Annotated in this window: 11 protein-coding genes; 1 reads left to right on the forward strand and 10 read right to left on the reverse strand. The window is 51.9% G+C overall.

Annotation, left to right across the window (positions count from 1 at the left end):
- Nucleotides 1-17 precede the first annotated feature (17 nt).
- The 10 genes from M0P74_12285 to M0P74_12330 all read right to left on the reverse strand — a co-directional run bounded on the left by M0P74_12285 (nucleotide 18) and on the right by M0P74_12330 (nucleotide 12,657).
- The gene (locus tag M0P74_12285; GenBank protein MCK9364360.1) at nucleotides 18-788 is read right to left on the reverse strand and encodes a hypothetical protein; all 771 of its coding nucleotides are present in this window, start codon (nucleotides 786-788) and stop codon (nucleotides 18-20) included.
- Between the two features lie 189 nt (nucleotides 789-977).
- Nucleotides 978-2,204 (reverse strand): beta-ketoacyl-[acyl-carrier-protein] synthase family protein, encoded by a 1,227-nt coding sequence (locus M0P74_12290; protein MCK9364361.1) that lies wholly within the window; start codon nucleotides 2,202-2,204, stop codon nucleotides 978-980.
- A 34-nt stretch (nucleotides 2,205-2,238) separates the two neighbouring features.
- Nucleotides 2,239-2,505 carry a phosphopantetheine-binding protein gene (locus tag M0P74_12295; GenBank protein ID MCK9364362.1) on the reverse strand — a complete coding sequence of 89 codons (267 nt, stop codon included), beginning with the start codon at nucleotides 2,503-2,505 and terminating at the stop codon, nucleotides 2,239-2,241.
- Between the two features lie 16 nt (nucleotides 2,506-2,521).
- The gene (locus M0P74_12300; protein MCK9364363.1) at nucleotides 2,522-4,090 is read right to left on the reverse strand and encodes an acyl--CoA ligase; all 1,569 of its coding nucleotides are present in this window, start codon (nucleotides 4,088-4,090) and stop codon (nucleotides 2,522-2,524) included.
- 158 nt (nucleotides 4,091-4,248) lie between these two features.
- The gene (locus M0P74_12305; GenBank protein MCK9364364.1) at nucleotides 4,249-5,886 is read right to left on the reverse strand and encodes an AMP-binding protein; all 1,638 of its coding nucleotides are present in this window, start codon (nucleotides 5,884-5,886) and stop codon (nucleotides 4,249-4,251) included.
- Between the two features lie 514 nt (nucleotides 5,887-6,400).
- Entirely contained in the window at nucleotides 6,401-7,771 is a 1,371-nt protein-coding gene (locus M0P74_12310; protein ID MCK9364365.1) for a sigma-54 dependent transcriptional regulator, read from the reverse strand.
- Complete coding sequence (locus M0P74_12315; protein ID MCK9364366.1) at nucleotides 7,764-9,293, reverse strand: PAS domain S-box protein; 1,530 nt, start codon at nucleotides 9,291-9,293, stop codon at nucleotides 7,764-7,766. Before M0P74_12315 ends, M0P74_12310 begins: the two co-directional genes overlap by 8 nt.
- A gap of 128 nt (nucleotides 9,294-9,421) precedes the next feature.
- On the reverse strand, nucleotides 9,422-10,747 hold the full coding sequence (locus M0P74_12320; protein ID MCK9364367.1) for a SpoIID/LytB domain-containing protein: 1,326 nt from the start codon (nucleotides 10,745-10,747) through the stop codon (nucleotides 9,422-9,424).
- 13 nt (nucleotides 10,748-10,760) lie between these two features.
- Nucleotides 10,761-12,137: a B12-binding domain-containing radical SAM protein gene (locus M0P74_12325; protein ID MCK9364368.1), complete on the reverse strand. Its 1,377-nt coding sequence runs from the start codon at nucleotides 12,135-12,137 to the stop codon at nucleotides 10,761-10,763.
- A gap of 31 nt (nucleotides 12,138-12,168) precedes the next feature.
- A complete protein-coding gene (locus M0P74_12330; protein MCK9364369.1) occupies nucleotides 12,169-12,657 on the reverse strand; it encodes a C-GCAxxG-C-C family protein in 489 nt (162 codons plus the stop codon).
- A 407-nt stretch (nucleotides 12,658-13,064) separates the two neighbouring features.
- Between M0P74_12330 and M0P74_12335 the strand changes: the two genes are divergently transcribed.
- The gene (locus M0P74_12335) at nucleotides 13,065-13,313 is read left to right on the forward strand and encodes a hypothetical protein (GenBank protein ID MCK9364370.1); all 249 of its coding nucleotides are present in this window, start codon (nucleotides 13,065-13,067) and stop codon (nucleotides 13,311-13,313) included.
- Nucleotides 13,314-13,329 lie beyond the last annotated feature (16 nt).

Consider the following 13,329-nt stretch of genomic DNA (forward strand, 5'->3'; position numbering starts at 1 on the left):
AGCGTCGCTGGACGATGTCATAGCGCCTCAATCCTAGGGATAGACTCGGCGGGCGCGGAAGCCGCTGCTAGCGAGGCGACCCGAACCCAAAGCTCAATGCAGTTGTCGCCGGGAAAGAAAGATTGTGGAGATTGACATTGTCCCGACACCGCCGTCAGCGCCACTCCCACGGCAAGGCCCTCCCTGTGCGCGGGAGTCAAACCTAAACATAGCGACGCCTTCCGGTCGAGGCAAATCACGACCGCACCCTCTGCTTCCGCCCGAACAACGAACAGAAGGTCTACTCGGCCAGCCGCGAAGAAACGCAGCGCTGTGCAAAACAGCACCAAGGGCCAATCTGCCGCCCCCCCTAGGGTCAGTACCGGCCCGCAGATATTGCGGCTACGGGCCAAGTTGGAGCCGACAATGTTGTAGCCGCAATTCGAAAACAGGGTTGCCGAAGCAGACTTGCCCCCTCTCTGGGCGTAGGAACGCAGGTATTGCTCCCGAGTGCCCGCCGGTCCTAGATCAGTGGCGATGAGGAGTCCGACATTGCCGGGTTCGCGGTCTATGCGTTCTTGATCGATACTGGCGGCGGCGCAGGTCCGATTCAGGGCCAAGATGCCTTGCACAGCGGCCTTGTCGATATAGCGTTGCTGGGTGCGCCGCATGAAAGCCGCCACCAAGCCTTCCTCTTTACAGGAGGCTTTACCCGGCTGCGCCGGAAGCCAAAGCGGCGGGGATGTCTGGTCTGGAGCGGCGATCCAGCCTGCCGCGGACACCGGCACCGTTGCAACGGTTGCGCTCATGGATTGATCCTGCCTTTTCCGGGATACCTGCACAGCACTTCCTCCATTCCTTACTCCGGTGAAACCTCGCAGCCAAGTCTCGCGATGGAGCTTCCCGGTCGAACACTTTCAGTTAATATACAGTCAGACCTGCCACTATGCCCGTTTTTGCCCCCCATCAGCATATGATGCGCACCCACCGGCGCTATGTTAAGCCGCCAACCTGCCTATCACCACCACACCGTTGGCACCACCGAATCCGAACGAATTGCTGACCGCATAATTCACGCCATTCAAGAAGCGCGGCTTTTCCACCACCAAGTCCATCTCGAACGCCACCTCATCCGGCAAGACATTAAGGGTAAAGGGGACGATCTGCTCCCGCAACGTCATGACGGTAGCAACGCATTCCAGCGCCCCAGACGCGCCCATAGCATGGCCCACCGCCGCCTTAATGGAAGTAACGGGCAAAGCGGTCACCCTGTCGCCAAACACACTGCTGAGAGCCAAATATTCCGCGTTGTCGCTCAGTGCCGTTCCGGATCCATGCAGATTGACGTGGCCAATATCCGCCGGTCGCAGACCGGCATCGGCCACCGCCGCCGCCATTGCCATGGCAGCCCCCGACCCTGTCGGGTCCGGTGCCGTGATGTGGTAATTGTCGTTGTTGTACCCGGCCCCCAGGCAGATCGCGTAGGGCTTGGGTGCGCCGGCCCGGCCCGGCCGCTCGAGGACTAAGAATCCCGCCCCTTCACCGAACAAGGCGCCGTCTCGGGCACGGGAGAAGGGTTTAGGAAGTCCGGTCGTTAGGGTCGACAACGCGGTGTGACCCAGATACTTCATCCGATCCAGGCTATCAGCGCCACCGGCGATCACAATGTCATAGCCGCCGTGGCGGATCATGTCGCAGGCCAAGGCGATAGCATGGGTGGCCGAGGCACAGGCCGTGGATACCATCGACACCGCCCCCGGCAAGCCATAGCGATCCTCGAAAAAACGGGTCAGGCTGGCCAAGCTGGGGTTGGCGTCGTTCTCCCCATCGAGCGCCGCCAATGTCTCGTCAGGAACCAGCGCCGGCATCACCAGGGACATGCCAAGGGAAGTGCCAACCACCAACGCGACTTTGCCCTGCCAAGACCCTATGGCCCTGAGATTGATCCGCACATCCTTCAGTGCCTCGTCCAAGGCGGCTGCGGCGAAGAGCTGTATCCGCGACTTGATCCCGTCCCGGGCCGCCCGTTCCAATAACTCAGGGGAGGAGCGAACTACCCCGGCGAGAGAATTGCGCAAGGCCTGTCGGGGAAACTCCTTGATCTCTTTAATACCACTCTCTCCCTGCAGCAAAGCCTGCCAGAATGCGGGGACACTCTCCCCCAAGGAAGAGATGCATCCCATTCCGGTCACAACAGGCGCTCCCACTCTGGCACTCATGGTCATATCCCTTATCCCTCCTCATGCCGCCATCTTTTACCTATTTAAACCTCTGCTGCAGACGCGATGCGACGAATTCAGTCAGCCTGTCCACACTGATGAAATGGCCCTCGCCGATGTCGACATCGGCGACTTTGATTTCGAAGACCTCGGCCACCAGCGTGGCCAGTTCCACAAAGCCGACGGAATCCATGCCCAAGTCAGCGCCTAATTCTGCGCTGCCCGAAATCTCGTCTGCCGAATCTGCCAAGAAAAGATCCTCGACAAGCATGCTCTTGATACGATCGATGATTTCCTGTTTTCCCATTGCACCCCCTACTTTCCTATTTTAGTTCACCAAGTAAGTTCGGACTATCGCTCAGTGGGAGCGGTTTCCTCTTGAAAAAATACCTTCCATCCGCCAGCGACAGCACAATTTCCGCTGGCACCAATCGGGCTGGCAGATTGCGACGGCAGTGGGCAACCAACTGACGCTCGAAGCCGGAGGCTTCGCCAGCGCGATAAAATACCATTGCCCGTAGATGGTCCTCGTCGTTGCCCACCGGCTCCACCTGTGCAATGACAACGCCGGCAAAGCATTCTATAACCTTCTCAATCTGCACCAAGTTGATAAGCCGGCCCCGATGCTTGATCCGACGGTCCAACCGCCCCTGTATGGTCAAGTAGCCGGCCTCATCTAAGCTGGCCAAATCCTGCACGGTTAGCCAGTCGTCCGACTCCAACGGTGTGTCGTCGAAGAGATAGCCGTTCATGCGCGAGGGCGTACGCACCCGTAGCAGGCCCGCCTCGCCGGGAGGGCAGGGCTGCCCCTCTGGATCCACCACCTCGATGGCTATGCCTTGCAAGGGCAAACCCACCGAGTCGGGACGCAACAGCAATTGCCCGGCAGGCAAGGTGGACACCCTTGGCCCTACCTCGGTGGCGCCGTAGGTAACGAATACCTCTGCCTCGGGGAATACGGCGCGGATCTTTTCCCGCAGGGGGTAGCGACAACGGTCACCACCAATGCCGATCTTACGTAAGTGGCGCAACGCGACCCGTTCCTCCTCCGGGCAATTGTCGATAAGCCATTCGAACAGGGCCGGACTTCCCAAACAGACCTCCGGCCTGGCGGTATCGATGGCTTCTCGGATGCTGCGGGCGGTGTTATGGGCTGGAAGCACCAAACTGCCCCCAGCCACTAGAGCTCCCAACGCCGAGGCGATCAGCCCGTAGCTGTAGCTGACATCGAGAATCTGCAACGCCTTGAACGGCCCAGCAATGCCAAAGCTGGCGACATGTGCGCGGGTATTAAAAAGGATAGCACGATGGCTGAGACGGACAAATTTCGTGTTGCCGGTGCTACCGGAGGTGGGCATCAGTAGCAAGTCGTCGTCCGGTGTGCTTTCCGGTGGCATGTGTAATGCGGACGCCCGATCGGGGATGGTGAACGGCAGCATCCATTGCATACGTTCCGTTCCTTGCCGCCAATCTCCCCATAGCGCAACTTCCCCGTCGCGGGAACGCCGATCCGAAAACACAAACACCGGAAAGCGTTCGCCCAAGACATCGAAAACACGCTGGCCATTTGCTTCCGTGGTGATCACCGCGGCGGGCCGCAAGCGTTCCATCAGCGAGGAAAGGGAAATGCCTCGCAAGCTGATATCGATTGGAGATAAAGCCGCACCGCAGCGGGAAACGGCAAGCAATGCGACGAAAAACTCTTCGGAGAGACCGACGAACGCGGCGATGCGGGCTCCCTTGCCTATCCCTGCCGCTTGCAAATGCAGAGATAGGGTCAGACTGGCGGCATCCAATGCTCCGAAACTAAGAGTCGTGAACTCGCCGAGCAGGTGCAATGCAATGTTCTCATTACGGTCGCGCCGTAGACATGCCTGATGAAGAAATGTCATCCCCCAACCTCCCTCAGCCTTTGGCAACACAGATGCTGGACCCATCCTGTTCAATCCGGACCGGCGGCATTACATGTCGCTGGAATGATTCCTCCCGGCTATGCAGTGAATTTTCAATTTGGACAAGAGTGATCCAAATCATGCTTTTTTGCCTTTTTCTACTCTAACCCGTACTCCTTGATTGCTATCTCACGCATTTTGAATTTTTGGACCTTTCCCAAAGGCGTTACCGGAAAATCTTTGACAAATTTCACGTACCGGGGAAGATGAGAGGCGGGGAGCTTATCCCTGCAATACCGGCCGATTTCTTCTTCAGTGACGGTGCTTCCTTCCTCTGGTATGATCCATGCGGCCACTTCCTCCCCCATCTTCCTGTCGGGAACCCCGATGACTTGGGCGTTCAATATCTTCGGATGGCTAAATAGAATTTCTTCGATCTCCGTGGGATAAATGGTTTCACCTCCCTTGTTAATCACCTCTTTCATACGTCCTGAAATTCGAAAATAACTCAGATTATCCATGGTGCCAAGATCGCCGGTATGAAGCCATCCTTCAGCATCAATGGCATTTGCAGTCGCAGCAGGCATCTTGTAATATCCTTTCATATTAAAGCCCCTTCCACAGATTTCACCGATGGTGCCTATATTGGCTTCCCTACCAGAAACCTGGTCGATGATCTTAACCTCCACCCCGGGAAGAGGCTTACCTATGGTGGAGACTCTCAACTCGAGTGGATCCTCGGGACGTGTCATTGTGAGCCAAGAAGAAGCTTCAGTCTGTCCATATCCAATCATGATCTCTCTTACACCCATCTCTTCTACGATCCTCTTCATCACCTCCATAGGACACTGGGCTCCTCCCATAATTCCCGTGCGAAGAGATATTAGATTAGAGTTTTTATATCTCGGGTCCTCCATCAGAGCAATGAATGCACCTGGAGATCCGTAGATTGCTGTGCATTTTTCCTTCTCGATCGCTTCAAGAATCCTTCCTGTATCGAAGGTGTTGGATGGGATGACAAGGGTTGCCCCTTTGATCACTGCTGCCAAGGTTACACAGATACAACCGAACATATGGAAAAGAGGAACGGATAGGCAAAGTCTATCTTTTTCGGTCAACCTCTGATTTTCAGCACTTGCTAAGGTGGCATTCATAATTCCGAAGTGGGTCGACTTCACTCCTTTGGGGGCTCCTGTTGTCCCGGAGGTGTAGAGAATGGTGACCACGTCGTCTTCACTGGAACAAAGTTGCCTTTCAGAAAGCAAAGTGTCGGGAACATCGGTCCCTGCTTCCAAGATATTATTCCAGTTGAACATACCCGGAGAGGAGCAGTCGGATGTTAAGATAATGTTTCTAAGCTCTGGCAGTTTTGAAGAGTTAATTTGTCCGGGGATTGAAACGGAGACCTCTGGGCAGAGACGATGTATCGCGTCTATATATTCGGATCCCTTTAAACCCTCAGCCAGAACAAGGTATGTTGAGTCGGATTGTTTCAGGATATACTCAAGCTCCTGAACCTGAACATTGGTATCTATGCTGATAAGAATCCCTCCAATCTTGGCTACCGCGAATTGGGTGATGATCCATTCGAAGTTGTTAGGCGCCCAGAGGGCCAGGTGCTCTCCTTTCTCAAAGCCAAGTTTCAAAAGCCCTTTGGCTAGCTGATTTGTTAGTCTCAGAAACTGCTTGTAGGAAAGTCTCTTGCTATTAGAAATATCAACCAGAGCTTCTTTTTCTGGATATGTTGTAGTCACCTCATCCAAAAGGCTTCCCACCGACATTCTGAACAACTTCATTGTCCACCTCATTTGAAATCATCTTGGATAGTCGTAAAATTTAAGGGAAAAATAACCAATTATACTTTGTAAAAGGTAATTACAGATTTAAGCGCTTCCACCATCTTTAAAAAAAAGGGAATCTTTAAACATTTTCCAGATGAGAATAGATCCTCTCGTAATACATATAACAATACGGCTCAAGGCATTACAGTCGGTTTCTTTCCTAAACCTACCCACCTATTTTGCATCACCTAAGAAACCTGACAAAAAGGAAGTTGTCTTTGTCAATGATTTCCCGCTGGGTGCTTCCGGCTACAATCTTCTTCTCTCTTGGCGTTGCTTTAGTATTCTTTGTTTGAATTCCCAGAATAAAGCAACCTATGTGCCAAAAATAAAAAACGGTTTTTTAGAATAAATTGCCATATAACAATTCGAAACCATGCAAAATATTTCAGAGCGGCAAAAAGCCGGCATAAAAAACGGGCGTGGCCGTACTGAAAGAAACTTTCATTGATAGAAAGATTCTTTCACCTCACTTGATCAACAAGGCGCTCGCCCTGCTGGAGACAATAAGGTTGTATTTACGGATCTTGCTGCGCAAGGTAGGGAGGGAAATCCCCAACAGGCGGGCAGCTTCTGTCCGATTCCCGCTTACATGCGACAAGGCTTTCTGAATCTGCTCTCGTTCCATAACGGGCAGCGAATAATCCGATAGATTCTGCGGGGAAAGAGGGCTGTTCTTCTTCAAAATCTTTTCAATATCTTCTGCAAGAATTACATTGCCTCGGGCTTTTACCACAGCTTCCACAAGCACATTCTCCAACTCCCGGACATTTCCTTTCCAGGGATGGAGGCTCAAACATTTCAGTACGCCGGGATGCAATCTGCATACATCGGTGCCCAGTTCCATATTTATTTTTCGCAGAAAGTGTCTCGCCAGATGGGGGATGTCGGAGATTCTTTCCCGGAGCGGAGGAACATTGATAGACACAACGTTCAGCCGAAAGTAAAGGTCTTCCCGGAACTTGCCCTGCTGCACAAACGCCGCCAGATTGCGATTAGTCGCCGCAATGATGCGACAGTGCGACTGCAAGATCTTTTGCCCGCCCACCCGCATGTATTCGTGGCGCTGCAGAAAACCCAGGAGCTTCCCCTGCAGGGCTAAAGGCAGTTCTCCGACCTCATCCAAAAAGAGGGTGCCGCCGGCGGCCAGTTCGATCTTCCCTTTTTTTGTGTACTCAGCGCCGGTATAGGCGCCCTTTTCATGGCCGAAAAGTTCGCTCTCCAGCAATGTTTCGACAACAGCCGAGCAATCCAGAGTGATGAACGGTTCGCCGGCGCAATCCCTGTTTTGATGAATCATGCGGGCGATCAATTCCTTGCCTGTGCCTGTCTCGCCCTCAATCAGCACCGAGGCCCGATTCTGGCAAAGCAGACCTATCATCTTGAATATATCCCGCATTTCCTTGCTTTTCCCGATAATGGCGTCTCTGTTCATTGGCTGCCACTTTTCCCTGGCAAGCGAGGCTTCCCTTTCAAGCCTGAGGGTGTGGAGGGCGCCATTGACGGCTTTTTCTATCTCATCGGCATCGAGGGGTTTGTGTATGTAATCATAAGCCCCTCTTTTCATCGCCTGAATGGTCGTATCCATGTCCTGAAAGGCGGTGATCATTATCACCTTGGCCAGATTGTTGCGGCTTCGCATCTGGCTTAGCACCTCCAAGCCATTCTGGTCGGGAAGACGAATATCCAGGATGATCACCTCCGGATTGAAGCTTTCAAAAAGGGCGATCCCCTCCTGGCCTGAAGAGGCCGCGCTTAGCTCATGGCCTTTTTCACTCAGGAACATGGTCAGGGTTTCCCTGATGGAACATTCGTCATCTACTACCAGTATCTTAGGCATGCACCCCCCCCCTTGGTAAATATATATGAAAAGAGGCGCCAGAGGGGTCGCGGTTTTGCGCCTTGATCCACCCTCCGTGGGCCTCGACAATCCGTTTCACATTGGCCAGCCCCAGACCGGTGCCATTGCTCCTTGTGGTAAAAAAAGGCTTAAAGATATCCTCCATATGCTTCCTGGGTATTCCCGGGCCATCATCTTCTACAATCACCTCGACTGTGGGCTTGCCGTCACATAAACCGCTCCTGCTTGTTACCAATATCTCCCCTCTTTCCCGACAGGCCTCGATAGTATTGAGCAGCAAGTTAATAAACGCCTGTTCCAGTTTTTCCTTATCCGCCATTATTTCCGATATTTCCGGGGCAAGGCAAAAGAATGGGGAGAGCTCTTTTTCCTTAAATTTCATCTCGAGCAGTTCTTCGCAGGCAAAGAGAATCTGATTAACGTAACAGGGCTTGAATTCGAACTGCAATGGCTTGGCAAAATCCAGCAGTTCCGTCAATATCCGCTCCAGTCTGAGCACCTCCTTGATGGATATCTCCACGCGCCGTTGGTCATTGCCGCGCAACTGTGGATTTTTGTTGAGTATTTGAATATTCATCTTAACCGCGGAAAGGGGATTCCTGATCTCGTGAGATAGCGAAGTGGTGATCTGGCCGATGTAGGCCATCCTTTCCGCCTCCCGAATTCGCTGCTCCATCTCCACCCTTTTGGTAATGTCCCGACAGATGCCGATATTGGAAAGCTGATTTTCATAGCGGATGACCTTGGCCATGATTTCTGTAGGAAAACGGTGACCATCCTTGGTAAGCCGTTTGTATTCAAATATGGGATGAGAGCGCCTCCTGTTGAGACTATCCGCATAGATTTCGATGACCTTCTGTTGATTCTCCGGGGCTATGAACAGATAAAACTTTTGCCCAATAACCTCTTCCTGTTTATATCCGTGCATCTGGCAGAATGCCTTGTTGGCAAAAACAATCGCCTCCTTCTGAATGACAAAATATCCATCATTGATTTCCTCAACCAGGGTTTTATATTTTAATTCCGATTCCTTCAGCTCCGCGGTCCGGTCTTTCACCTCCCCTTCAAGCCGCTGGGCATACTCCATAATCTCTTTTTCATGCATATTCTGAAAAAGATCGCTGAAGCGGTGAATGGTATAGGCCAGACATTTGTTGATTTTGGATATTGCGTTATGAAAATCTTTAACATTGGCTGCGTTTGCCAAAAGGGGAAACATGATCGTCCGGTACAGCTCAAAGGCCTTTTGCACATCAGAAAGCAAGAACCCGGATCCCAAGCGCATGCGAGTGATTTTATTTATGAATCGATTTATATAGCTGAAGTCATTATGAAGCAGAACATGGGTATTGGCATCGAATGCCCCGGTCACCGTACCCACCAATTCTTTATGGGGTCTCCGGGAATATTGCTCACCCTCCTCAGCATGCAGCCTGTCAGCCCATTCCGCAATGATTAGCGAGCGGTTGCATTGGATAAACTCTGATAGATCAAAGCCCATTGCGCTTCCATTTTTAATTAATGCGCTTCTGTAATTATTGGATAAGGAGTTGTTTTTTACAGGGTGGGTATATGAATATAAAATTTATCTGTCAAGAGGATTTTGACAGCAAACTGAACGTAATTTTTTCAATAACGCTTCACCAATGCCGCACCACGAAAATAATGGCGGAGTATCTCCTCGGCAGTGAATCCCCGGGAGGCCATCGCCGCGGCGCCGATCTGGCAGAGGCCAACTCCGTGCCCCCAGCCTGCCCCGCGCAGAACAAAACCGGAGGGCGCCCCGGAAAAACCGCTTTTGCTCTCGACGACAAAGGCGCTGCTGTAGAGATGGCTGGGAGAAAGCCAGCGGCGGATTTCCAGCTCTTTGCCGACGACCACTTTGGCCTTTGTCCCTTCGATGCGCAGGGAACTGATTCTGCCGGAAGGCCCCCTTTGCAGCGGAACGAGGTTCTGCAGAACGCCAAAATCGATGCCCGATTTCCGGCGGATTATCTCTTCCAGCTCCTCCCTTTTGTATTCGACGCGCCAGCGGAAAAAATCGGCTGTTTTTCTGTCATAAGCGGGCAGGATTTTTTTCAGCAGCATTTCATCCTTCACATTGCACCAGGAATCAGGCGTGGATAGAATCCAGTCTGCCGCCTCCGGCTCCGTGCGAAGCGGGGGAAATGGCCTTGCCGAATCGCAAACATGGGAGAGGTAGGGAACATCCTTGGGCGCCCAGCAGGTCCGATAGTCTTCCGTCATCCCGCCGCACGCCTTGTGATACCTGGCATCGCAGATCTGACCTTCATAAATCAGAAATACCCCCCGCGTCGCCCGTACCGCCGCTGCCGCGTTGCCACCTGCCCTGTTGCCTGTTCCCTGATAGCGCTGACAGTGATCATCCGCACAGACATCGAAAAAATCATGATCCTCCCGTTCATACCAGCGGATCACCTCTTTTTCGCCATTGGCGCCGTAATTTTCGCAACCGCCAATTTTTTCTGCCTTTTCCTTGCGCTGGAGCATCGCGACAAGCCAGCTTCTCGACGCTATGGCGTGGGCATGGAGAAATTCCGGCGGGGCGTCATCGCTCATCTCCGACGAAACGACGCTTTGCAGATAGGTCTCGACGGGAAGCTCGTTTATCGCCGTTATCTTTCCGTCGTCAGAGGCCAGAAAGGTCAGATCCCCGGGGAAGGTCTGTTTTTCCTGCTGCTCCCAATGGAAACCGACGCCGATCGTTACCTCGTTTATCGTAAAGTTTGCATTTTTTTCTGCGAACAGTCTCAGCTCGGGCGCCTTGATGATTTCCCGGCCATGTTCATCGCAAAAAACGGCGGCGTTTCCCTGCGGACGAACGACAAACTCCCCGCTCAAGGCTATCCCGTTCGGGCGATAAAAACCGCTCAGCCTTCCTCTTATTTCCGGGTAGCGATCGCAGATCCCCACCTTTATTCTTGGCTCTTCCATCCTTCTTTCCCAATCAGTGCTTAAAGATCACAATGAAAGCCTTGAAAGCCATTTTAATGTCGTTAAAGCTCCGAAGCATCAGGAGCCTTTTGAGCAGATAAGAAGGCCGCCAGTAAAACATCCTGAAGACTTTCCTGTAATATTCGGCTATTTTCTCCCGGCTGATAGTGGGCAGCTCCATTACCATGTTGGAAAAATCATACTTGGACCAGTCCTCTGATTTCAAGTAGCCGTTTTCCTTTGCCCAAGTAAACATTCTGGTCCCGGGAAAAGGTGTTGTAATATTAAACAACGCAATGTCCGGGTCAAGTTCAAAGGCGAATTTCATTGTTTCTTTTATTGTTTGCTCTGTTTCGCCGGGGTTTCCCAGCATGAAGGTTGTCCGGCATTCAATGCCGGTTTTTTTTGTCATTTTAACGGCATTTAGGGCCTTTGCGCGGTCTATCTTTTTATTGATGTTTTTCAGTATCTCCGCGCTGCCCGATTCAATGCCATACATGATCTGATGGCACCCGGCTTTTTTCATGGCAATAAGGGTTGCCTCATCGATCGTGTCCACCCGGGAAAAGCAGACCCAGGTGATGTCTATTTTGTTTTCAATTATTTTACTGCATAATTCCATTACTTTATTTCTGTAAACGGTGAAGGTGTCATCGTAAAAAAGTATTTCCTTGATTCCGTAATTGCTAACCAGCATCTGGATTTCCCTGATCAGGTAATCCACCGAATGCATCCTGACCTTTCCTCCGAGAAAAGAACCGAAACAGTATGTGCATTTGCCGGGGCAACCGCGGCTGGCCAGCATGCTTATGGCCGGAAGCCTTTTATAGGCGCCGAGCGTCGGGACGTATTTTTCTATCTTTAATTTTTTATATGCGGGAACGGGCAGAGTATCAAGGTCCTCGATCAGAACGGAATCAGGATTATGCACGCATAATCCTTTAGTTTTGTAGGAAAGCCCGGGGATGGTCTCAATATCCTGGCCCTTTAAAAACCTGTAAAAAGAATCCTCCCCCTCGCCTCTGAAAACATAATCGACGAATTCATGCGACAGGACCTCCGCCGGCAGGACCGTAGGATGCACCCCGCCAAAAATTATCTTCGCCTGGGGGAATTTTTTACGGCATTCCCGGCCAATATCGTAGGCGTTCATAATGGCGCTGGTCATGGAAGTGATGCCGATTATGTCAGGCAAACCTTTAATGCGAGCCACCTGTTCAGCGGCACTGCCGGGCTCAATATTCATGTCGAGGATTTCGGAGTTTATACCCTTTGATTCCAGGTACGATGCAATATAAGCCAGCCCCAGCGGGGGCATGGCGCCCTGGATGCTGGTCCAGATGTTGCCTTCTCTGGAGAAGAGATACGGATTTATCAGCAGAATTTCCATCGTCGGCCTTTTTCCCTTAATGCAAAGAATTTCATTTGACGATCCTCAACTCCTGTTTATCCGCACGTTCCAGAAGTTCAAAAACCAGCATGGCCATATCGCCCACGATCCGTCCACATTCATGCACCCGTTCGCCCTTATAAAAAGCCCTGACCTGTTCCCGGTCCTTCCAGTCCACCCCGGCGATTTCCCGGCAAAGGATGCTCCCACAGTCTTTGGCGATTTCCCGCCGGAACCGCTCCAGAATCTCCTGGGCGTAGGACCACATCTTCGGGTCCTCCCGCTCATCCTCCGAAGCGCGGCTGAACCTCAGCCCGATCACCGCCACCGCTCCGGCAACGGCGCCGCAAACCTCTCCGTTTCCACCGAGCCCCCCGCCGAAGGCCCCCATAGCCCTGATCACCTCGTCGTCTTTCCTATTGAGCTTCTGCTGCCCGACCGCCAGCACGGCCTGACTGCAATGAAAACGCTTCACCATCATCAGCTCGACGGCTTTATCCCTCATCTCTTCGTTGGTCACCTGTTACCCCCAATTCATTATTTTTCGAAATGCTAACCGCCAATAAGCCGGTCGCAAAGCCTTTACTCCCCTCGAACGGTCATTATTTGTGAGCCTTAATCGTAAAACACATGGATTACAAGCTATCATTGCTCATCCGGCTGTGGCTGTCAATGCGTAATTGGCGATTATCATATATTTTCAAGGAAGGTCTTTGTGGACAGGCCCTTTGCTTTGGATTTTTGTAAAATTTGTGCTATAAACCACGGCTGCCCGGTTAATGATGGCTGGCGTCCATCAAATGCTTTGTTTTTTGTATGAAAATCCCCCCATCCCCCCTTTGGCAAAGGGGGGTAAGGGGGGATTTTCATGCTTCGTTGTGCCCCACGGGCATGGGGGTTTATAATAAATGAAAGGGGGAAGAGAGGATGGGCAACTGTTGTGCCCCGGGAGCGCCTAAAATAATCACTCTCATCGTGGGCAGCGAACTGGTGGGTTTGATCGGAGTTGAACAGGCCTTTCTGGATGTAAAGAACCTCGATCTGGATGATGAAGAAGTTGCTGAAAAACTGTTGGAAATGGCGAAGAAAAGAAACTATATCGTCGAAGGCGTTGAAAGGGAATACAGGATAGCGCTGCTTGCGGCCTATAAAAACTATACAGCTAAATTAAGATAATCCCGTCCTTCCAGAT

The organism is Syntrophales bacterium (assembly GCA_023229765.1).
Classification (GTDB): Bacteria; Desulfobacterota; Syntrophia; order Syntrophales; family UBA5619; genus DYTH01.